This window comes from Gammaproteobacteria bacterium, assembly GCA_019748175.1.
GTDB lineage: Bacteria > Pseudomonadota > Gammaproteobacteria > JAIEPX01 > JAIEPX01 > JAIEPX01.
This window is the reverse complement of record JAIEPX010000011.1, coordinates 36686-60211: the sequence shown is the minus strand read 5'-3', so window position 1 is coordinate 60211 and position 23526 is coordinate 36686. Positions and strand designations below refer to the sequence as shown.

The following is a 23526-nucleotide window of genomic DNA, read 5'->3' as shown; positions in this document are numbered from 1 at the left end:
ATAAGATTCGTGTCATTAGTCAGGACTTGATCCCATCCAAATCAGCGAGACACGGCACTATGAACTATAGACACTTCTTTCACGTTGGCAGCTTCGCTGATGTCTTCAAACATAGCCTTTTAGTGACCGTTATCGATGCATTGCAACAGAAAAACAAGCCTTTTTGCTACATTGACACCCATGCAGGCATAGGAAACTACGACTTAACCCGCGAAGAAACCCAGCGATCTAAAGAATATCTTGATGGTATCGACAAACTATTGCATACCCAAGATTCCCTCCCTGATCTTAAACATTATATTAATCTTATCAATGACTACCAGCACCATGGTGATCTCCGCTGTTATCCTGGGTCACCCATGCTAGTCAAACAACTTTTACGTCCAGACGACCGTATGATTGTCAATGAACTCCATCCTGCTGATTTCCAAACTTTAAAAATCACGTTAGGGAGGAATCCTAACATTCACTGTCATCACAGGGACGCCTACGAGTTTTTACCCGCCATACTGCCTCCCTCACCTGCTCGAGCTTGCATTTTAATTGACCCACCCTATGAAAGAACGGATGAATTTTCGGCTATTATGAGCTGTTTGCGCCACTGTTTTCAGCGCTTCCCTACTGGCGTTTATATGATTTGGTATCCTATCGTTTCACTCCAACATCGTTCATTCACTCGAGAAATCCTGCGTGAAAAACTCGCTCCCACCCTCATAACTGAATTTACTCTCACCGCCATCCCAGAAGAAAAATCTGGAATGATCGGCTGTGGCATGGTCATTCTAAATCCCCCGTGGAAAATCGAAAAGAGTATCAGCGACATCACAGCTTACCTTGCTACTCTTTTTCAACGAGACAACAGTGGGTATCACCGCACTGAAATATTATAGAAATTCGCTATTGATTTTATCTGTTGCTTTTATCTTGTCTGGAGTTTTTTGTGTCCATTCAGTTCAAAAAATCTACAGAAACACCTGCGACGTCATGACATGAATGCTGATTGGATCTTGTTGAGCGGTACCCATTTAAATTATCCTGCACATCCGCAGAATCGTTTCACTATAGAATTTTTATAGCTAGCGCTCCACGGTGGGCTAGTGATATTGTATAATTGTTGATTTCCACCATTGCCGTATAACATACAGCCTGCTCCATTTTTTCCCCAAGTGGAATTAACTACATTTCCGCTAATACCTAATGCTGCTTTTACTGAGCTGCATTGGGCTAGACTCAAATTTTGACCTTTTGGCCAAAAAACAGAATCGATGCCATTACTTGTACAGACATCATTACAGCTTTGATTAGAACTCCCGAAACGCCAGCAAGATGCAACACCCAATAAACCACTTTTTGCACCACTTCCACAAACAATTTGTTGATTGACGTCTGAATTATTAATTTGATTTGTCACACTAACTATCTGTTTTCCACACGAAGTTATTGCGGCTGAATCACTTACAACACCATCAACTTTTGTGGCTGTTACAGTGCCTCCATTCGCACTGGGAGAAAACCAGGTTGAACGAACTGCGGCAACACTACTACACGAATTCGGTCCAGTAAATTGCTCAGTGAATGTAACACTGCCATCGAGTAATTTTCCAGGATCAAATTGATTTTGAATTTGTCCAACAAACGTATCAATACCCGTGCTGGTATCTTGAATAAAAAATCCCCACCAATCTTGCGTCAGTTGCCAAATTCTTAAACGATAAATTTTACCTTGCACCCAGGCATAAGGTCCAAAAATTCTGATACCAGTACCTTCGCCACCAAAAGATGCCGCAGTAAATCCAGTTCCCGCAACTCCGTTGCCAGTATCCCATATTGCTGCATTAATGTTTCTACTTCCATCAGGTTGCTGTTGTAAACCGAAATAACCTGTCATTTTACCTGCGGAAAATTGATATGACCAAAAATAACCTTGGTTTAAATTTTTTTGTGGAGCTGTATCTATCCGTATGAGTTGATCCATATTGTAATAACTGGGATTTGATGGCCAATTGACATAGCCATACGTGAGTCCACCCACAGCCGCCATCGAACTCGATGCGAAACTTATTAACCCAACAGACAATAAGATATAAAAAGAAATTTGACTTAATTTTTTCATGTTCGTCTCCTAGCGCTACTTCAATACCAAAATCGTTAACTCTTTTGCTTATAATAGCAGATTATGGGAACGGCGTCGCGTCTTGAGTTGAACTCAAGACGCGACACCAAAATCCAGAATTAATACCACTTATTTCGCCTGAGATAATACAGCATGCCCACCATAGAGCCTAAAATGAGAACCATTGAGAAAGCATAACCGTATTTCCAACTGAGCTCTGGCATATGCTGAAAATTCATCCCATAAATGGCTGCGATTAGAGAAGGTGGCATAAAAATTGCCGCAATGGCGGTGAGGACACGCATGGTATTGTTCACCTGTCTCATTAAAGCATTATCTATTTGACCTATTGTACCATTTAATAATTCACGAATAGATTCTGATTCGTTGTTGATCGTGTGAGTATTAGTTAAGAGTGTTGACAATGATATTCTGCAATGTTTTGAGACAGCTTTCATATCTCGTGATGTAATGTAGTTAAGAATATTAACCACAATAATAGTGTGGCGCCGAACATTCATCAATAGCTTTTTGAGCTTAATGATATCTTTATACACTGCTCTCCCACCCTTTGCATCAAGATCCTCAGCTTTAATTTCATAGTGATAAAAAATATCGGTATAATGTGCAACGAGATTATCAATAATCAAAAAAAGCAAAAAACAAGGGGTTTTTGCAAATTGAATGGCTGCTGGTAAATTACTTTTTACTCTATCTATTATTGGTATTTGGCCATGTGCAATTGTAAAACAATAATGTGTATTGAGGTGAATGATTAAATCATCAACAGCTGACTCATTGATCGGCAACATCTCTTTATGCAAGAGACATTCAATTTGTAATGTGAGTGTATCTTCACGCTCTAAAATTTGAGACGGTCGATCAGTCTTTTTTGTTATTTGTATAACATCGGGCGATAAATTCAGTTTCTCGCGCAAATATTTTAACATTCCTTTTTGAGTTCGATCGCAGTGAATCCAGTATATTTTTGATGAGTCCGCTGGATCGATTTCAAAAGTATTTAAATCGAGCTCTTGAATAACTTTAGTTACCAAATCAAATTCAATAATAAAACTCGATTCATGCGTCATTGAACACCCATCCCTAATTAGGTGGATCGACGTGGAGACACGACCATTGTAATTTGTTTACCTTCCGATTTAGGCATGCTATCAATTGAGGCGCTTTCACCTAAAGCTTGCTCAACGCGTTTCAGTAAATCAATACCTAATTCGTGATGCATAATTTCACGGCCTTTAAATCGAACCGTAATTTTAACTTTGCATCCTTCATCTAAGAACGCAGTAATTTTACGCAGTTTAATTTGAAAATCACCGATATCGGTTGAAGGACGAAATTTAACTTCTTTACTTTGCTGTTGTTTACTTTTTTTCTTTTGTACTGATTGTTTTTTATTGACTTCAAATAAATATTTACCGTAGTCCATAATACGACAAACCGGGGGTTCTGCGTTGGGTGCAATTTCCACAAGATCCAAACCGGACTCTTGCGCTTTTAATTGAGCCTCATGATTGGAAACAACTCCAACCACTTCACCATCCTCACCAATCAATCGAATTGATTTAGAAACAATTTCTTCGTTGATCCGAGCCTGCTTCTTTTCTGTCTGAACGCTAATGTTACTTTCCTCCAAAAATTAAAAACCACATTTCAGTGGATACAATATGAGTTTCTATGTTAACTAGCCCTTAATTTTGACATCAAGGACTCTAAACTCATCACACCTAAATCTTCACCCGTCTGAGTTCGCACTGCGACCTCACCCGATGCTTTTTCACGATCACCAATCACAACGAGATACGGTATTCGTTGAATTGTATGTTCACGAATTTTAAAGCCGACCTTTTCATTTCTTAAATCGGAAATGACCCTAAAACTGTTATTCTTAAGTTTAGCAGTAATTTCTGCGGCTGACTCGGCCTGACTTTCAGTGATATTCATCACAACCACTTGGATAGGCGCTAGCCAGACCGGAAATTGACCTGCGTAATGTTCGATTAGAATACCCAAAAACCGCTCCATAGAGCCCAAAATTGCCCGATGCAGCATCACAGGGGTTTTCTTAGTGCCATCTTCAGCAATATATCTTGCATCAAGGCGTTCAGGCATTGAAAAGTCCACTTGGAGGGTACCACATTGCCATACCCGACCAATACAATCTTTTAAAGAAAACTCGATCTTAGGCCCATAAAACGCGCCTTCACCGGGATTGATCTCCCACTCGACTCCCTTACTGTTCAAGGCCTGCTCTAAGGCAGTTTCGGCCTTATCCCAAAGCGCATCGTCTCCAATACGATTATTAGGCCGAGTAGAAAGTTTCATTAATACGTCAGTAAAACCAAAATCACGATAAACCGTCAATAATTGATCAATAAAATCTGAAGCTTCTGACTGAATTTGCCCTTCAGTACAGAAAATATGACCATCGTCTTGGACAAAATTACGCAATCGCATTAAGCCGTGTAAGGTTCCGGAAGGCTCGTTTCGATGACAAGATCCAAACTCAGCCAAGCGAAGAGGCATGTCTCGGTAGCTTTTGATGCCTTGATTGAAGACCTGAACATGACACGGACAACTCATGGGCTTAATCGCGTAAGTATGCGGATCAGCGTGCACCAAAAACATGTCCTTGCCGAACATGGCAAGATGACCGGACTTTTCCCACAGTTTACAATCCACTAACTGAGGCGTACGAATCTCTTTATAATCATGAGCTTGCACAAATTTTCTAACGTAATCTGTAACAATATTGTATAGCGTCATTCCATTCGGATGCCAAAAAATCATGCCCGGTGCTTCTTCCTGAATATGGAATAAATCCATTTTCTTCGCGATTTTACGATGATCTCGTTTTTCAGCTTCTTCTAAGCGCATGAGATAGTCTGCGAGTTGCTTTTTATCAGGCCACGCTGTGCCATAAATGCGCTGCAACATTTCATTATTAGAATCACCACGCCAGTATGCACCGGCTAATTTCGTCAATTTAAAAGCTTTAATTCTTCCAGTCGATGGTGTGTGAGGACCTCGACACAAATCCACAAAATCACCTTGGCGATAAAGCGTCAGTGTTTCTCCAGCAGGAATGTCCTCGATTATTTTTGCTTTGTATTCTTCACCCATTTGTAGAAATAATTTGATAGCCTCATCTCTAGAGATTTCTTCACGTGTTACTATGTAGTCCTTATTGGCCAATTCCGTCATTCGTGCTTCAATGTTGATTAAATCTTCACTCGTGAAACCAGCTGGATATGAAAAATCGTAGTAAAAGCCATCTTCGATTACCGGTCCGATAGTGACTTGTGCTTGTGGAAATAATTGTTTGACGGCATGAGCTAACAAATGTGCTGCAGAATGCCTGATGATATCTAGCCCCTCATGATCACGGTCAGTAATGATTGAAAGACTGATATCAGTGTCTACTATTCGTGATATATCAACGAGTTTTCCATCCACTTTACCCGCTAATGCTGCTTTGGCGAGGCCCGAACCGATATTCTGCGCTATCTCGTGCACAGTGACGGGACGGTCAAATTGTTTTTGACTGCCATCCGGAAGTGTAATTATCGGCATTTCTTGAATCATCTCTCACATTTAAGGTGGTAGGCACGAGTGGTTTCGAACCACCGACCCCCACCATGTCAAGGTGGTGCTCTACCCCTGAGCTACGTGCCTATAAAAAATCAAGTAGCTCGCGCTACCAACATCCAAACGTATAACTTTAACGAATTAAGATACCACTCCAGGGGGTTTTCCGCAATATGAGTAGCCTTGATAAGTCATTTAGGGATTGAAAAAAGTGGTGTAAAGCTATCAAAATGTCTTTAATTTAACATTCGGGGTAGGCATCAGTAGAAAACGGGCTGTCACTTCCGCGAACTGATCAGGTCGAGCACTACAATAAAAATCAACATCTTGGCTTACTGCGCTTTTATTCAATAAGGCCAAGTTCATTAATGTGTGGGTCGTCTGAGCCACAATATGGTGAGCCGGATCAATACAGGTTACTGAAGGCGGTAAATACCGGACAATCACATCAGAAATCCAAGGATAATGTGTGCAGCCGTAAATTAACGTTGTCAAATTCATTTCATGGAAAGGTTCAAGATAGTGTTGCGTTATTTCGTGAAGTTCATTCCCTTCGAGATTACCCGATTCGATCAAGGGTACAAATTCCCGACACGGAATGGTATGAATCAAACCTTCGAACCCAGATTGAACTAGTGCTTTCTCATGAGTCAAATTTTGAGCAGAGGCAGGTGTGGCGATAATGCCGACCCGAGAATGTCTTTTATCTTGTAAAATCGCTGCAACTGTAGGATCAATGGTTCCAATCACAGGAATTTTAAATTCTTTAGCGACATCATTCAGAGCTAATGCCGAACTGGTGTGACACGCTGCAATGACTAATTTTACACCTAATTCATCCTGCATCCATTTTAAAATTCGCTTTGAAAATCCTTTAATTTGATCAGGTGTTTTCTCACCATAAGGAACATTGGCTGTATCAGCAAAATAAATCATTCGCTCATTGGGCAAGGCTGCTCGTAATGCTCTGAGTACTGTAAGACCGCCGACGCCGCTATCGAAAATACCTATGGGATGATTTGGAGACATTGTTACCTTTGTTTAATATGCTATCTGTTAGCGTAAATCCTCACAGATCAGGGGGCTAAAGTCAACACAAGGCTCAGTAAAAACAGGTTGTATGACTGCGTGGTAACACTTACAATTGTGGACCACCCTTCTTCTTTGGAATAATGTCATGTTAGAAGCAAATAATTTGCCAGACTACTTTAAATCAGTGTTGAAAAACTACAAAATTTACATCATCGCACTGGTCTCAATAGCAATAATAGCGTCTCTTTTTAGTGTGGCGGTTGATTATAAAATCAAGGAAATAATTGATGCCATCAGTTCAAATTCTAATGCTAACGTTGGATTACTATTAATTTTATTTGTATTTTACAAGCTCATGCATCACGGCATGTTTTTTATTGAAAGACTCTTTGATATCAAATACAGACCTGGATTATTAGCAGAAATTATTGATAGCATGTATAAAAAAACCGTTGGGCATTCTCTACACTGGTTTGACTCTCATTTATCTGGTGAAATCTCTAGTAAAATTTCTGACTTTCAAAATAGCGTTATGACTTTATTTAATACTTGTTTTCGTGCTATTAGCAATACAGCCTGGATTATTATTAGTATTATTTTTTTAGCACGTGTCAACATTGTTCCTGCATTAGTCATGATTGTGTTTATATTGGTTTACTCACCCATTATTGCATTACTACTAAAAAAGCAAATTCGATTACAAGAGCAATATGTCAACGCAAGACAACAAGCATTAGGTATTATCAATGATTCAATAGCCAATATCTTCGGCATTAAAATCATTGGTAATATTTGGAATGAATTTAAACTGAAATTAACACCAGCAATAACGAAGTGGAAGGATTGGGATAAAAAGACACGTCAATTTGATGCCTATTTTGTTGATAACGCTGATACCATTATGGTAACCGTTATGATTGCAGTCCAATTTTATCTTCTTAGTTATCTTTTTAAAAGTGGGCAAATATCCCCCGGTGGATTTGCATTTGTTGCGATGACCACAATGAATTTACACAGCGTTTTAGATTCGTTTCTCGAAAATCTTCTTTTTAATATTAATCCGGCTATTGCTGCAGCCAAAGCCTCATTTTCTTTTATTAACGTCACAAAAGACACTGTCGATGCGTCCGATGCCCTTCCAATCTCCAATGTGAAGGGGGAAATAAAATTTGAAGATGTAACATTTTCTTATAGCGGCAATGAGTCCGAAGTACTTAAAAATTTATCAGTGCATATTCAACCCAGCCAAAGAATAGGAATTGTAGGACCATCGGGTGCTGGAAAGACGACCTTTATTAAATGCTTACTTCGTTATTTTGATCTCAAAAGTGGGCGCATCCTCCTCGATAATCATCCAATTAATACCCTTCAGCAAGAATCACTTCGAGCCAATATTTCTGTGATTCCACAAGATATCACTATGTTTCACCGTTCAATTTTAGAGAATTTGCAACTGGCTAAATACGATGCTTCACTCGATGAAATCAAAGAGGCTTGTAAAAAAGCGCGTGTTCATGACGATATTATGCGAATGCAAAACGGTTATGATTCTATCGTAGGCGAACGAGGCGTGAAAGTCAGCGGCGGACAACGACAACGTATTGCTATCGCTCGCGCCATTCTTAAAAATGCCCCCATTTTAATCTTAGATGAGGCGACTTCCGCCCTCGACACTCCCACTGAAAAATTAATCCAAGAATCTCTCAATGAGATGCTAGAAACCTACAAAGCAACAACCATCGTTATCGCTCACCGACTCTCCACACTACTACACATGGATCGAATACTGGTATTCGAACACGGCAAAATAATTGAAGACGGCACTCATCAAGAGCTTTTAAAATTAAACGGTGTTTACAAAGCTCTCTGGGACTCACAAGTGGGTGGCTTCTTACAAGATATGACAAAGGTCAACAATGACTAGACCATTTTCAGTTACTAAATTAATAGAATTTTCAGATGTTTCTGATAGCACAGCGGCCTATTATGCCGAAGAGAATAATCTTTTGAGCATTGAAGAATCAATTCAGAATATTAAAAACTTAGAGATTCTTAGTCTATACAAAAACAATATTAGCGTGATTCCTGATTTTTTATATAATCTCACAACTTTAAAAAGACTCAACTTAAGCGCTAACAAACTCACTGAAATCTCACCGCTAATATGCCAACTTAATCAACTGGAAGTACTCGACATACAGCACAATCAAATCAAAAACCTACCTAAATCATTAGGTGAAATCAATAATCTACAGTATTTATTGGTTGGGGGTAATCAATTATCACATCTACCCAACAGCTTATCTAAGCTGAATAACCTAATTTATCTTAACATTACCTATAATCAATTTTCAGTTATTCCAGAATCCATCTTATCGTTACAAAATTTACTTGAATTACGCGTGTACAACAACAAAATCACTTCGATACCAGATTCAGTCTCCGCATTAAAATCTTTGCGTGAATTACATCTCAACGATAATTCCCTGGAAAAACTGCCAGACTCTCTAACAGCACTTCACAATTTGAGAAAACTAGTTCTCTCAAATAATCAAATTAAAACTCTGCCAAACGAAATTGGCATCATGGCAAACCTAACGGATTTAGACCTACGATTAAATTATGTCACTCACCTACCCGAAACTATTGGCGACTTGAAAACTCTTCGATTTCTAGATTGTCGTAATAATAGACTGACTTACCTACCCGAAAGCATTCTAAATCTAAAAAATCTGGAAAAACTTGATCTCAGAATGAATAAAGAACTCAAGATCCCATCCTGGATTCGTCAATTGAATTGTGTAGTGTTTTACTAATCAATTTAAAGTTTAATTTGAGTTTTCAGCATCTTCCTGATAAACATTAGCATTTTACAAATTTAGGCTATAATTAAAGCGATGGGGCCGAAAGATGTACCTCAGGTTATGTACTGGCGGACCGTGCTATTGATGCCGATAGCATCTAGGAGGATATATGGCAAAGTCAGATAAAGATGAACTTGATAATACAAAGTCTTCTGCTGCCTATAAAAAATTAGTCGAACAATGCAAGGACTATCAAAAGCAGAATTACTCTAAGGGACTTTTCATAAGTTTTTTAAAGGCACAAGATATAAAATTATTAGATGTATTATCGAAAGATCTTCGGAACATTAAATTATGCTTTTTAGCGAAAACCGCAGCCAACGAGCTCAGAAAAGATAACATTACTTCAATTACAAATATTGAACCTGAAGAAGTTAAACGCCGAGCAAAACCCAAAGTTTCAATTACTGAATCGATGCAATTTAACGTAAACGTCGTGTTACCCGCTATAGTCATTTTGAAAAAAGCGGGACAAGGTGATGAAAAAGCCCTTGTTTCATTTTTGAGAAAGCAAGATCCTGAGAGTCTTCAAAAACTGCGTATGATAGAACCAAAAACTGGTTTAATTTCAGTGACCATGGCCAAAGAACTGAAAAGTTGCGCTGAAGAAGCAATTATTCTTAATGTGAAGCAAGCCGCTGAAAAGTTTCATGACGTGCTGGAAACACCGAAGAGACCAGCAGACAGTGTAATAAAAGAGGCATCGGATACAATACAGAAATATATGCAAAAATCTCCTGATTTAGTTCAACGTGCCTATGAAAAAATAAAAGAAGATCTTGAACAGAAATTAATCGCTTATAAGATTGAAAGAACACTTGGTACTTTGGGAGCAAAAGTCGCAGTGAAAGTAGTTGAACATCAACTGGAACAAATAAACTTGGCAATTGATAAGATAAGAACAACACCAGTGCTTTCATCACAAGTATCCGCTAAAAAATAAAGAAAAATGGCGTCGCGTCAAGATTTTATCTTTTTTTAATCCATTCTACGCAGCAGTGCATTTAGGCTTCACTAAAAGATCATCAAGAGTGATTTCTTTGTAAAGTAATCGCTCATACGATTGTTGAGATAATTTATTTTCATGAAATGATTTACAATGTAATTCACTGGCTTTTATCAGCCCACTTTCAAATGAACCGTGGGGGTAGGCGGAAGCCTATTTTTAGACATCAATAAGATCGTCAAATGGAGATTTCACCCGTTTAACATTGTCCTTCGCGGGTCGAAATGAGATAATGATCAAGATTCAACAAGGAGATGTTAATGATGCCAACACTATTTGATCCAATCCCTCTAGCAAATTACCAATTAACCAATCGCATCTTTATGTCCCCCATGACACGAGGCCGAGCTGAAGCAGGTGCTGTGCCCACGCGTATTATGGCTGATTATTATGCAGCGCGAGAGGATGCCGGCTTACTGATTACCGAAACAACCTCATTCAGTACCCAAGCTTACGGATGGCTTAACGCTCTTGGTATTTGGACGGATACAAAAGAAACTGCTTGGAAAAATATCACTAAGGCTGTTCATGACAAGATTAGACGGACTTTTCTCCAACTGTGGCAAATAGAGCTGCTAACATTATCTCTAATACCTGGTTGCTAAAATGAAAACGTTGCGCTTGGTTTTAACAGATCAGCTGAGCAGAACATTATCTGCGCTACAAGATATTGATATCAAGCAAGATTTAATTCTCATGCTTGAGCTGGCAGAGGATTGCACACAGGTTAAACACCATAAAAAGAAGTTGGTTTATCTGCTTTCAGCTATGCGTCATTTTGCGCAAGAGTTATTGCAGCGTGGCTATAATTTAATTTATATACCTTTAACCGATAGCAAAAATACAGGCACGCTGATAAGTGAAATCACTCGAGTTGTTGCATTACACCAGCCGGATAAAATTATTGTGACCTGGCCTGCTGAGTACAGGATTTTTCAACAACTCGAAGCGTTAAAGCAAAACTTAAAAATTCCTGTTGAAATTCGTGAAGATGACCGCTTTTTAGCAACTCGTGCAGAATTTTCCGCTTGGGCAGAAGGCCGTAAAGAACTTCGGATGGAATATTTCTATAGGGTGATGCGTATAAAGCACAATATTCTAATGCAAAAAGGCCGTCCAGAAGGTGGCAAATGGAACTATGATTCTGAGAACCGACAAATCCCAAAGAATAATTTATTGATACCAAAATCATACCATACAGAGCCCGATACTATCACACTAGAAGTCATGAATTTAGTGACTGAAAACTTTAGCGAACATTTTGGCGATATCCTCCCCTGGCACTTCGCTGTAACGCGTGCGCAGGCATTAGATGCATTAGCACAGTTTATTGATGAGAGACTCGAATTTTTTGGCGACTACCAAGATGCCATGATCGAAAATGAACCCTGGATGTTTCATTCGCATTTAAGTATTTATATTAATAATGGTTTATTAGAACCGCTCGAATGCATTCAGCGTGCGCAAACCGCATACTATGAGAGAAAAGTACCGCTCAATGCTGCGGAAGGTTTTATCCGCCAAATTCTCGGTTGGCGCGAATATGTCCGAGGTATTTATTGGCTTAAAATGCCTAGTTATAAAAATCTAAATTATTTATCTGCAATCAGATCTTTACCTGATTTTTTTTGGTCTGGTGATACTAAAATGAATTGTGTGGCACAATGTGTCAAAGAAACACGCGAGAATGCCTATGCGCATCATATTCAGCGTTTAATGGTGTTAGGCAACTTTCTGCTATTAGCTGGCATAAATCCCGCTCAAGTTAATGAATGGTACCTACTCGTTTATGCTGATGCCTTTGAGTGGGTTGAACTACCTAATGTTACCGGCATGATCCTTTATGCCGATGGAGGTGTGCTTGCCAGCAAACCATATGCTGCGAGTGGCGCCTATATCGATAAAATGTCTAACTATTGTAAGAATTGCCATTACAATGTTAAGCAAAAAAATGGCCCAACAGCTTGTCCCTTCAATTATTTGTATTGGAATTTTTTGCTTGAACATCGTGATCAACTACAAGGCAATCATCGTCTAGCTATGATTTATTCCGTCATCGACAAGATGAGCCCGACGAAAATTCAGGATATACGAAACGATGCGACAGAATTTTTGAGCGAGTTAACCTAAACGTGTCTTTTCATCAGACAGATGTGTTCGTGCCGTTATGTGCATTAATTGCCATTATTGGGGCTGAGCAAGCGCTGCTTCAACGGCTTTAATAAGTCTTGCAGAATCTGGGGACGTGGTTGAGTTGAAATAATCGATCAGCACACCTTTACGGTTTACCAGGTATTTGTGAAAGTTCCATTTGGGAGCGGTACCGAACCCGAGGGTTTTTTTAGCATATTGATAAAATGGATGTGCTTTCTTACCGGATACGCTCTCTTTCGAAGACAGCGGAAAGCTTACACCATAATTCAGCCTGCAAAAATGTGAGATTTCCTCTGAGGAACCGGGTTCTTGCCCACCGAAATCATTGCTTGGTACGCCGATAACCACGAGGCCTTTATCTTTATATGTAGTGTAGAGTTTTTCAAGGCCTGCATATTGCGAGGTGAAACCGCAATGTGAGGCAGTGTTAACAATGAGCAGGACTTTCCCCTTATAGTCTGAAAGGCGCAGTGGTTCATCACCAAGCAGCGATTCAAAGGCGAAGTCATAAACGGTCTGAGCCGGCCCAACAGCCGCGGCAGGTGTAAGAAAACCCATAAGAAATACCCCAAAAAAAACTGCAGAAATTGCTTGCTTGAGAGATCTGTACATACTATTTTACCGCCTCATGGTTGAATAAAACTATTTGCGGAGCCAATAATCCAAATGTCATAGTATTTGGTAGTGCTGCAATAATCAAATATTTCTATGAAAACACGGCCAAGCCCCGACCTTCCGACAAGTCGCGAATTTTCGCACTTTCATCGCTATAGATAAAAATTCTAAACTACCAAAGGCTATACATTTCACGATGACCGTATACTTATCTCAATCAGCTGATTTTTATCATGATATAAATCTGCCTCAAGAGTAATCGCTAATTGATGAGCAAAAGATTCTAGCAAGTGCATTTCTTCTGGGGTAAATAGGCGCCCTTCAATTTTTGGCCTTAGACTCAAAACCCCAATTGTTCCATGTGATGCTAATAAAGGTATATAAAGTGATTTTGAAAAAGGTAAAGTATCAGTGCCCAAGCCTGCAGACTGACCTAAATCATTAACCCATTGAGCAACACTCATATCTTTTGCATCTAATATCCAATCGGTTTCGGATTTAGCTCGCACTACTAAACCACCTTCTTGCTGCAACATGGCTTGAACTTCGCAGTCCAAACTTTCAGCAATATATTCAACACCAGTACGGAATAGTTTCTCAACACCTCGAGTGGTCGCTAATTGTCGACTGAGTGTATGTAAATGTGCAATTAATTTTTCTGCATGCCGTGCTCGAAGCGCTTCTCTTCTCGACGTTACGGTATAGTAATTAATCGTCAAGGCAATCACAAACATCAACACTATACTCAACATGTAGCTGCTATCAAAAACTTCTAGCGTGTAGTAAGGTGACATAAATAAAAAGCCACAAACAATTACACTTAACAAAGCGGTGAAAATAGTCGGTAACATTTTGTCATACAATGCTACTAAAAAAACACCAAAGAAATAAATCATGATGAGATTAGTAGCGTTCAGAAAAGAAAAAAGAAAATAATCGATAATAGTTGTGATGCCTACAACAGCGATTGAAAACAAATAACTTTTCCAAGGAAAACGTCTCTTTTTAACTTGGGTAGTTACCGGAGTTTTAGAATCTTCTTTCACCCCAGTCATGACATAGACATCAATTTCACCGCTATCACGAACAATTTTATCAGCAAGACTACTGAAGGTGAAAACTCGCTTTCCTGAACTGATATTTTTCCAAATCTTAATAGTTTCTTTCCATGTTTGATGACTGCTTTTCCAGACCATTATTTGAGAAATATTCTGTTCGTGAGCAAAATTGATGATTTCTTTCACGATATCAGTTCCGACTAATAATCGTGTTGTCGCCCCTAATCGCTCAGCTTGTCGTAATTTAGTGACTGCCCGATTTCGTTCTTCTTCAGATGACCGCGATTTAGGTACATCAACATAAATCGCTATCCATTCAGCTTTAAGGCTTTTAGCAATTCGCGCAGCAGAGAAAATTAATTTCTTGGACTCTCCTGGACCTACGCAGACTAAAATTTTATCTCGAGTAGGCCAGATTCGTGTAATGCCTTGCCCACGCCTATACAACAAGACATCTTGCCCCACACGATCAGCGGTGTACCGCAGTGCAATTTCACGCAAAGCAATAAGATTGCCCTCTCTAAAAAAATTCTGTTTAGCCAATTCAGCTTGTTGTGGAAAATAAACTTTTCCTTCTTCTAATCGTTTCAGCAAATCTTCCGGTGGCAAATCGACGAGTTCAATGATATCCGCAATTTCAAACATTGAATCCGGAACAGACTCTTTGATATTGGTATGAACAATTTTCGCCACATCGTCTTTTTTACTGTCTATATGCTGAACATTTACCGTTGTATAAACATTGATGCCTCGATCTAATAATTCTTTAATGTCCTGCCATCTTTTCTCATGACGTAACCCAGGAGCGTTCGTATGAGCCATTTCATCAATTAAAATTATGCCAGGATTTCGCTTTAATGCGCCATCGAGATCAAATTCAGTTAATGTCACACCTCGATAATTGACCACCTGTCGAGGGATCATTTCCAAACCATGCAGTAATGCATCTATTTCTCTTCTACCATGCGACTCCACTATCCCAACAACAACATCCAATCCTTCTCGTCGTTTTGCCTGAGCATCTTCAAGCATCGTGTAGGTCTTCCCCACTCCCGGTGCTGCACCGAGATATATTCTGAGTTTTCCGCTCTCACCAACACGAGCTTCTTCCTCAGCAATTTTCAACAACTCTTCTGGATTTGGGCGTTTCTCTTTCATAGTTATTCCACATTACTGTTGAGATGGTCTAAAGACATATTAAGCAAAAATACATTGACTCGAGGCTCTCCAAAAATTCGAAATGTTCGCGGGAGTATTGATTGTTGAATTAGATCGGTCACCGTTTTCTCTGAGATATTACGCGCTTTTGCAATTCGCGGAACTTGGTATAATGCACCTCTGGGACTGATATCCGGATCAAGTCCACTCGCTGACGCTGTAACCAAATCCATTGGTAAAGCGCCACCTTGTTCTGGATTATTAAGTTTCAAATGATCAACACGTGCTTTCACAATATTAAGCAGAGATTGATTTTCAAACGCAAGATTTGAACCTGAAGAATTTTCAGCATCATAGGGAAATCGTGAAGTTGCTGAAGGCCGCCCCCAGAAATATTTTTCATCGGTAAAATATTGACCAATCAAAAGAGAAGCAATGGGTTTTCTTTGATGCACGATCATACTTCCATTCGATCGCCAAGGAAAAAATAATTGCGCTAAACCCGTCATTGCGAAAGGATATATTATGCCCGTGAGTAGTGAAAAAAATATCACGACTCTTAAAGCTACTTTTATTTGTTCAGTTATAATATTGAGCATTTTCTCAATCTCACAATAATTATCTTAATCCAATTGCATATAAAATTAGGTCAATCATTTTTATCGCTATGAAAGGAACGATTAATCCACCAAGCCCATAGATAAAAACATTTTTTCTCAACAGTTTAGAGGCTGATACTCGATGATACTTTACACCTCTCAATGCTAAGGGTATTAAAAATACAATAATTAATGCATTAAAAATTACCGCTGATAAAATGGCATTCCTACTGGTAGAAAGATGCATAATGTTTAAGACATTGAGAGCAGGATATGTTGTAGCAAATGCTGCTGGTAAAATAGCAAAATATTTTGCAATATCATTTGATATGCTAAAGGTTGTTAATGCACCTCGCGTCATGAGCAATTGTTTTCCAATATCAACAACTTCAATAAGTTTAGTAGGATTTGAATCAAGGTCAACCAAATTGCCCGCTTCTTTAGCCGCTTGAGTACCTGTATTCATCGCAACAGCAACGTCCGCTTGCGCCAGTGCAGGCGCATCGTTAGTGCCATCACCTGTCATTGCTACCAAACGCCCTTCGGATTGTAGTCGTCGAATTAAAACCAATTTATCTTCTGGTGTTGCACTCGCAAGAAAATCATCAACCCCGGCTTCTGCAGCGATAGCAGCCGCGGTTTTCGGATTATCCCCCGTGACCATAATCGTACGAATTCCCATTTTACGTAATTCCGCAAAACGTTCTGCAATTCCGCCTTTAACAATATCTTTTAGACAAATAACACCTAACACTTTATTACCTTCGGCAACAACCAGTGGTGTTCCCCCACGACTTGCAATTGAATCAACCGCAGATTTTACAAATGAAGGAAAAATACCGCCTTGTTCTTTTATATAATTTTCAATCGCTTCTGCAGCACCTTTACGAATTTGACGCCCTGGTAAATTAGCACCACTCATTCGTGTTTGAGCGGTAAATGGAATGAACGTTGCACCTAAGCTTGTAATATTTCTTCCACGTAATCCATATTTCTCTTTTGCAAGAATAACAATGCTACGTCCCTCAGGCGTTTCATCAGCAAGAGAAGACAATTGCGCAGCATCGGCAAACGCTTCAACACTCACATTTTCAGCTGGCACAAATTCAGTCGCCTGTCGATTTCCCAGTGTAATTGTTCCTGTTTTATCGAGAATTAAAGTATCAATATCACCTGCTGCTTCGACGGCTCTGCCCGATTGCGCAATAACGTTCGCTTGAATCATCCTATCCATACCTGCTATTCCAATTGCAGATAAAAGAGCACCAATTGTGGTTGGCGCTAAACACACAAACAAAGCAACAACAACCGTAATGCTGATCACTTCACCAGAACCCGTAGCATTGACACTATAAATCGAAAACGGAATCAACGTTGCACACACTAACAAAAATACAATGGTTAAACCGGCTAATAAAATTGTTAATGCCAATTCGTTCGGTGTTTTTTGTCGCTTCGCACCTTCAACAAGTGAAATCATGCGATCCAAAAAAGTATTTCCGGGATCAGCTGTAATTCGCATAATTAACCAATCAGATATGACCAATGTACCACCGGTAACAGCACTACGATCGCCGCCACTTTCTCTAATTACAGGAGCACTTTCACCGGTTACAGCACTCTCATTGACAGAAACAATTCCTTCAATAATTTCCCCATCACAAGGAATAAAATCACCCGCTTCTACTAATACAAAATCCCCCACCCTCAAATCAGCAGATACTACTTTTGTAATTTTCGCATCTCGAGAAGGTTTAGATATTTTTTTTGCCGTGACTTCACGACGAGATTTACGTAATTCTTGTGCTTGCGCTTTTCCACGTCCTTCTGCCATGGCTTCGGCAAAATTTCCGAATAATAATGTAAACCAAAGCCACAAAGAAATTAATAATATAAAATCTGGTGGCGCTTCAGCCTGTCCAGTAATAGCAAGAATAAATAACCACGTTGTAACCAGTGAAGCAATATACACTGTAAACATCACAGGATTACGAATTTGATGTAAGGGTGACAATTTTAAAAAAGCACCTCGTATAGCAATTCTAAGAATCTTGGGATCCCAAAGTGCATGTGATTTAATGGCCATGGATACCCCACTCTATTAATTGTTCGACGATGGGGCCTAACGATAGTGCGGGTAAAAAAGACAACGCACCCAAAATTACAATGACCGAAATTAATAAGAATACAAATAATGGCGTATAAGTCAGCAACGTACCAGCACTGGTAGGAATTTTTTTCTTTTTCACTAAAGAACCTGCAATTGCCAAGGTTGGTATAGCAATCCAATATCGACTGATTAGCATGACGATACCGCCTAGCGTATTAAAAAAGGGCGTGTTGGCTTTGAGTCCTGCCATAGCACTTCCATTATTATTACCCATCGAACTCCAAGCGTACAAAATTTCAGAAAATCCGTGCGCTCCAGGATTTCCTAAAGAACTAACACCTACGGAACTCACCACGCTGATCGCAGTACAAACAAGGACAGTTAATGGCATCACTAATACAGCAACAACGGCCATTTTCATTTCATAGGGTTCGATTTTTTTTCCTAAATATTCTGGCGTTCTACCCACCATCAGCCCGGCAACGAACACAGCGATAATGATCATCATTAACATACCGTACAAACCAGATCCCACTCCACCAAATATGACTTCTCCGAAATGCATTAAAAGCATTGGAACCAAAGTACCTAATGGTGTAAATGAATCATGCATAGAATTTACTGATCCATTGGAAGTGGCGGTCGTAGAAGCCGCCCAAAATGCTGAATTGCTAATTCCAAAACGCATTTCCTTACCTTCTAAACTACCCTGAGATTCAATACCCAGTTGAGAATATTCTGGATGAGATTGTCCTTCTGCAAAAATGCACAGCCCCGCCAAAGGTAAAAATAAAATTAGCATAGCTAATAAAATTGCCCAGCCTTGACGTCTATCACCTGTCATAACACCAAAGGTGTAACATAAGGCTGTAGGTATCAATAAAATTGCGATAATTTCAAGAAAATTAGTCAAAGGATTAGGATTTTCAAAAGGATGCGAAGAATTCACATTAAAAAATCCACCGCCGTTACTACCCAATTGTTTAATCGCAATTTGAGAAGCAACCGGACCCATAGGAATTTTTTGTGTCAGTAACACCTTTTGAGATTTTACTGTAGCATTTGAAGATTCTTCCGACTTTTTTTCCAATACAATGGGATCAATCAAACTTACCGTTTGATAGGATTTAAAATTTTGAATAACACCTTGAGAAACTAAAACTAACGATAGAATAAGAGACAGCGGCAATAATATGTATAAAACACTTCGGACTAAGTCAACCCAAAAACTTCCTAATTTGTCGCTATCAAAGCGAATAATTCCACGTGATAATGCTACCAGTAGTGCCATTCCCGTTGAGGCAGAAAGAAAATTTTGTACCGTTAAGCCAAGCATTTGCGTTAAATAACTTAAACTACTTTCACCTGCATAGGCTTGCCAATTAGTATTGGTTGCAAAACTCACTGCGGTATTGAAAGCAAGATCAGGGGGCACATTCGAAAAAGATTGTGGATTAAGGGGAAAATAGAATTGAAAGCGTTGAATAAAATAGACACTCATCAGTCCTAATAAATTGCATAGCAACATTGCACCAAGATATTTTTTCCAGCCCATTTCATCTGATGGTGAAACACCACAGAATCGATAAATAAAACGCTCAAACGGACCGAGACAATAATCAAGACCACAAGATTTGCCTTCGTATACTCTTGCCATATACCAACCCAATGGTTTGACTAAAGCAATTACAATACCGAGATATAAGACAATTTGTAACAAATCTATCACTTTCAACAATGAATCCTTTCATTCAATCGAAAATTAAAATAACTCAGGTTTAAAAAGCACAATTAAAAGATAAACAAGCAGCGAAAATGTGATAAGGCCACATGTCAGATAAAGTCCCATCAATCACTCCGTGATAATGAACTAAAAAAGCTTATTAGCCCAATACAAAGGCCAAAAAAGACCAAAGTTATCCCTATGTAAAGTATGTCTTCCATCTCCTCATATTACCGGAACTTGCCTAGAGGAGGAAGGGGGCAGATCTTTGCTTGATAAATACTTGGTGGAGGTAAGGTAAAGCGGTCAGCTCTAAGTTTGATGAGTTCTAAGGTCCTCAGTGGGGAGGGGCAAAAATATTTTCCTTTCACGATGAGGGGTTTTAGGGGAGAGAACCGTGATTCTCTCACCTAAATATATCAAAGCAAGCATCTTCCGATTTTAGAGCCAACTGCACAGAATTCAGGATATTGATTGAGTAAAACATGCAAAATCCTTAACCGGGAGATGCTGGGCTAGTATTATTACCTAATGCTCGATAAACTGTCGAGACGTATACTTTGACTTATTATAGAGTGGAGAAGACAATCGTGCAAAAAACGAAATCAATTTGGTTTAACGGAGAGCTGGTACCTTGGGACCAAGCGAACATTCACGTCCTGACCCACACACTCCACTATGGTGGCGGTGCATTTGAGGGTATTCGATTCTATAATACCGATAAAGGTCCCGCAATTTTCAGACTGAAAGATCATGTTGATCGTCTGCTGTTCTCAGCCAAAACTCTAAGGATGGAATTACCCTACTCCTGTGAAGAAATTTGCGAGGCGGTTCAAGAGGTGGTGCGTGTTAACGAATTACCGGCGGGATATATCCGTCCCATTGCTTATTTTGGTTATGGCAAAATGGGGGTTAACCCTATCGGCAGTCCTCCTCAACTTGCGATCGCATGTTGGCCATGGGGTGCGTATCTACCACATGACGCAGTCGACATTAAAACCAGTCGTTTTATTCGAATTCATCCAGCTTCAACTCAAGTCGAAGCAAAATTATGTGGCCATTATTTGAATGGCATTTTAGCCGTGCTTGAATTGCAAGGCACTCATTATCACGAAGCTCTTTTTCTCGACGACGATGGTTTCATTTCAGAAGGTGCGGGAGAAAATTTCTTCATGCTCAAAGATGAAATCATCTATACACCCAAATTAGGCACCATTCTCGCTGGAATCACTCGATCCACTGTTATGGAGATTGCGTCCAAAATGGGATATAAAGTTGTTGAAACCAACATTACCTTGGCTGATGCTTATCAAAGTGATGAAGCCTTTTTTACAGGCACCGCCGCCGAAGTCACTGCAATTCGGTCTATCGATGATAAGATTATCGGAAATGGCGGTGTTGGCACAGTTACTGCAACCATCAAATTTGCCTATCTTGATATTGTTCACGGCAAAAACACGGAGTATGAAAAATATCTGACCGTGGTAAAATAATCGAATAAAGGGTTCAGGTCTCTCTAGTTGGCTGTTGAAGATTTTACTAAATAGCAAACAGGCTACCTGCTCCCTCTTAACTCACAGAAAAATAGGTTACGGTTATTATAATGCAAGACAATATACAAGAAGATCATGATTTTGATGGAGAGCAACATTCTTCTGATGAAGAAAATCAAGGCTCTGAAGAAGTGTTTCTGCCCACTACATTACCCGCTCGACCCTATTATACCCCTCAATCCACCCCTCCCTACGAAGAAACGCTTAGCTGGTGGTCTCGATTTAAACAATCCTTGTGGCTCAACACCCAAATAGCCGCAACCAGTCTCGTTAATTCTCTAGCCGACTCAGGAAAAGTCTACCTACTAGCATACGGCGGGGAAGAGGCTGTCGCAGCTGTCACAGTCATGGCTATTATAGAATGGTCACCTACAATTTTAGGCTCAACATTTCAAGCCGTTGCTACACTAACAGCCAGCATTGTTCCTTTAGATCAAGAACATCCAGACGAAGCTCCACCCCCGGTCTTGCTAGGTCCAAGCACCCGAAGTTCAACAATTTTTCATGATAATGAAAGTCACTCACTGCAAGATGTAGGTCAAATTTTTCGAGACGGACTGAAGATTGGAGCAATTTATACAGTTCCCCTAAGTGCTATGTTCGGATTCAGCGGATTTTTACTCAATTTGATTCAGCAGCCGGCAAAAAGCAGTGCACTCAGTCAAATATATTGCCGGTCTAATATGTGGGGAATCTTTGCTTACCTGGGTGGTCTCGTGTGTTCAAATATTGCCAATACCGCGGGAAAAGCACATGTTGTTTTTGGGTTTTCATTAATCAGTGGCATTTTCGGAAACAGCCTCGCCTATTTACTGGGCGTTAGACTTTTCGGAACCAACATGTGGGGAGTGGGCATTGGCATTGCTTCTCAATACTGGCTCTATTTTAGTTGTATGTTAGCGTATTTTTATTTCACTCCAGATCCCCTGATACAATCTTTTCAAATGTTCAGACTCGGCGGATCTTCTCGATCCTATTTTCGCAAAATATTAAGCCTTGGTTGGGGCATTTCTTTTTTTTACGGATTTGAACTGGGTACTTTATTTTTAGCAATAAAATGGGTTGGTGAAAAATTGGGTTCTCGTGTTTTAGCTACCCAAGGTGTTATTCAATCCTGGGGATTTTTATTGATCGTTCCTGCGTATGCTGCAGGTGAATCCGCCAACATTTTGGTATCCCGTTATCGATCGATGGGACGATTTACCGACATGGTTAGTTTTGGCCGGATTAATGCTTTTATTGGATTAATTTATGGGACAGGCTGTTTTCTTGCTTTTGAAATTTGGCCTGAAGCACTCATACAAGTAATCGTCGGCACAAATAATCCAGAACTCCTCAGTGCCTCTGTCACAGTTATGAGATGGGCTGCACCGGCGTTTCTAATTGATCCAATTCGAATTATTTATAGTGGTGCCGATCGCGGACTCGAGCGAACTATGATGACAGTCGTATCGTCTGTTGTAGGATTAGGCGTCGTTGGCTTAAGTAGCTCGTATATTTTATCGTATTCAATGAATCTTGGACTCGTTGGATCAGCCATTGGTCGCGATCTTGGTATGTTTACAGGATTGATTATCATGCTGGTCTCATGGGAACGTGATGCGACTCAAGTATCAGGAAGACGATTGACAGTTCATTGTATCGCGAGCACATTGTGTTGTCCGTGCAGAGAGGAAAGACAACAACGCTATTTATCTCACCGGCAAAGTTTTTTTGCACTTCCAAGCTCTGAACAAACTCGTGAAATCAGAGCATTAAATACACTAGAAGATGATCTCGAAGCTCAAAGAGGTGAAGCGATTGAGTTGGATAATCTCAGAAAAAATATTATTTATCGTGATGTAACTGAAGAAGACATCGTACAACAAGAACGAGGTCTTAAGCCTGAATAAGAATCAACGCTTACGATGACAAAACTGCGTAAGATGTTGATGT

At 39.7% G+C, this 23526-nt stretch carries 19 protein-coding genes and 1 tRNA gene; 8 read left to right on the top strand and 12 right to left on the bottom strand.

Going from position 1 to position 23526, the window contains the following annotated elements:
* Positions 1 to 59 precede the first annotated feature (59 nt).
* Positions 60 to 890: a 23S rRNA (adenine(2030)-N(6))-methyltransferase RlmJ gene (gene rlmJ / locus K2X50_05915; protein MBX9586776.1), complete on the top strand. Its 831-nt coding sequence runs from the start codon at positions 60 to 62 to the stop codon at positions 888 to 890.
* A gap of 140 nt (positions 891 to 1030) precedes the next feature.
* Here rlmJ and K2X50_05910 read toward each other — a convergent pair whose 3' ends face one another.
* The 6 genes from K2X50_05910 to murI form a co-directional block, all read right to left on the bottom strand.
* Positions 1031 to 2113 carry a DUF3472 domain-containing protein gene (locus K2X50_05910; GenBank protein ID MBX9586775.1) on the bottom strand — a complete coding sequence of 361 codons (1083 nt, stop codon included), beginning with the start codon at positions 2111 to 2113 and terminating at the stop codon, positions 1031 to 1033.
* Positions 2114 to 2232: 119 nt separating this feature from the next.
* The gene (locus K2X50_05905; protein ID MBX9586774.1) at positions 2233 to 3204 is read right to left on the bottom strand and encodes a magnesium transporter CorA family protein; all 972 of its coding nucleotides are present in this window, start codon (positions 3202 to 3204) and stop codon (positions 2233 to 2235) included.
* A 17-nt stretch (positions 3205 to 3221) separates the two neighbouring features.
* A complete protein-coding gene (gene infC, locus K2X50_05900; GenBank protein MBX9586773.1) occupies positions 3222 to 3767 on the bottom strand; it encodes a translation initiation factor IF-3 in 546 nt (181 codons plus the stop codon).
* A 44-nt stretch (positions 3768 to 3811) separates the two neighbouring features.
* Positions 3812 to 5704 carry a threonine--tRNA ligase gene (gene thrS, locus K2X50_05895; GenBank protein MBX9586772.1) on the bottom strand — a complete coding sequence of 631 codons (1893 nt, stop codon included), beginning with the start codon at positions 5702 to 5704 and terminating at the stop codon, positions 3812 to 3814.
* A gap of 27 nt (positions 5705 to 5731) precedes the next feature.
* A tRNA-Val gene (locus tag K2X50_05890) sits at positions 5732 to 5806 on the bottom strand.
* Between the two features lie 138 nt (positions 5807 to 5944).
* Positions 5945 to 6748 (bottom strand): glutamate racemase, encoded by an 804-nt coding sequence (gene murI / locus K2X50_05885; protein ID MBX9586771.1) that lies wholly within the window; start codon positions 6746 to 6748, stop codon positions 5945 to 5947.
* A gap of 148 nt (positions 6749 to 6896) precedes the next feature.
* Between murI and K2X50_05880 the strand changes: the two genes are divergently transcribed.
* From K2X50_05880 to K2X50_05860, 5 genes are all read left to right on the top strand, one after another.
* Positions 6897 to 8675 carry an ABC transporter ATP-binding protein/permease gene (locus K2X50_05880; GenBank protein ID MBX9586770.1) on the top strand — a complete coding sequence of 593 codons (1779 nt, stop codon included), beginning with the start codon at positions 6897 to 6899 and terminating at the stop codon, positions 8673 to 8675.
* The gene (locus K2X50_05875; protein MBX9586769.1) at positions 8668 to 9567 is read left to right on the top strand and encodes a leucine-rich repeat domain-containing protein; all 900 of its coding nucleotides are present in this window, start codon (positions 8668 to 8670) and stop codon (positions 9565 to 9567) included. Before K2X50_05880 ends, K2X50_05875 begins: the two co-directional genes overlap by 8 nt.
* Positions 9568 to 9724: 157 nt before the next feature.
* Positions 9725 to 10558 (top strand): hypothetical protein, encoded by an 834-nt coding sequence (locus K2X50_05870; protein ID MBX9586768.1) that lies wholly within the window; start codon positions 9725 to 9727, stop codon positions 10556 to 10558.
* Positions 10559 to 10881: 323 nt separating this feature from the next.
* Positions 10882 to 11226: a hypothetical protein gene (locus K2X50_05865; protein ID MBX9586767.1), complete on the top strand. Its 345-nt coding sequence runs from the start codon at positions 10882 to 10884 to the stop codon at positions 11224 to 11226.
* Between the two features lies 1 nt (position 11227).
* Positions 11228 to 12751, top strand: a complete 1524-nt coding sequence (locus K2X50_05860; GenBank protein ID MBX9586766.1) for a cryptochrome/photolyase family protein — start codon at positions 11228 to 11230, stop codon at positions 12749 to 12751.
* A 54-nt stretch (positions 12752 to 12805) separates the two neighbouring features.
* Here K2X50_05860 and K2X50_05855 read toward each other — a convergent pair whose 3' ends face one another.
* The 6 genes from K2X50_05855 to K2X50_05830 form a co-directional block, all read right to left on the bottom strand.
* Positions 12806 to 13387: a glutathione peroxidase gene (locus K2X50_05855; GenBank protein ID MBX9586765.1), complete on the bottom strand. Its 582-nt coding sequence runs from the start codon at positions 13385 to 13387 to the stop codon at positions 12806 to 12808.
* 194 nt (positions 13388 to 13581) lie between these two features.
* Complete coding sequence (locus tag K2X50_05850) at positions 13582 to 15606, bottom strand: DUF4118 domain-containing protein (protein MBX9586764.1); 2025 nt, start codon at positions 15604 to 15606, stop codon at positions 13582 to 13584.
* 2 nt (positions 15607 to 15608) lie between these two features.
* The gene (gene kdpC / locus K2X50_05845; GenBank protein MBX9586763.1) at positions 15609 to 16205 is read right to left on the bottom strand and encodes a potassium-transporting ATPase subunit KdpC; all 597 of its coding nucleotides are present in this window, start codon (positions 16203 to 16205) and stop codon (positions 15609 to 15611) included.
* A 19-nt stretch (positions 16206 to 16224) separates the two neighbouring features.
* Entirely contained in the window at positions 16225 to 18291 is a 2067-nt protein-coding gene (gene kdpB / locus K2X50_05840; protein ID MBX9586762.1) for a potassium-transporting ATPase subunit KdpB, read from the bottom strand.
* A complete protein-coding gene (kdpA, locus tag K2X50_05835; protein ID MBX9586761.1) occupies positions 18281 to 20050 on the bottom strand; it encodes a potassium-transporting ATPase subunit KdpA in 1770 nt (589 codons plus the stop codon). The genes kdpB and kdpA overlap by 11 nt, the downstream gene beginning before the upstream one ends.
* Before the next feature lie 27 nt (positions 20051 to 20077).
* Positions 20078 to 20167, bottom strand: coding sequence for a potassium-transporting ATPase subunit F (locus K2X50_05830; protein ID MBX9586760.1), 90 nt, complete (start codon positions 20165 to 20167; stop codon positions 20078 to 20080).
* Between the two features lie 458 nt (positions 20168 to 20625).
* Here K2X50_05830 and K2X50_05825 point away from each other — a divergent pair, with 458 nt between their 5' ends.
* Entirely contained in the window at positions 20626 to 21531 is a 906-nt protein-coding gene (locus K2X50_05825; GenBank protein ID MBX9586759.1) for a branched-chain amino acid transaminase, read from the top strand.
* A gap of 110 nt (positions 21532 to 21641) precedes the next feature.
* The gene (locus K2X50_05820) at positions 21642 to 23483 is read left to right on the top strand and encodes a hypothetical protein (GenBank protein MBX9586758.1); all 1842 of its coding nucleotides are present in this window, start codon (positions 21642 to 21644) and stop codon (positions 23481 to 23483) included.
* Positions 23484 to 23526 lie beyond the last annotated feature (43 nt).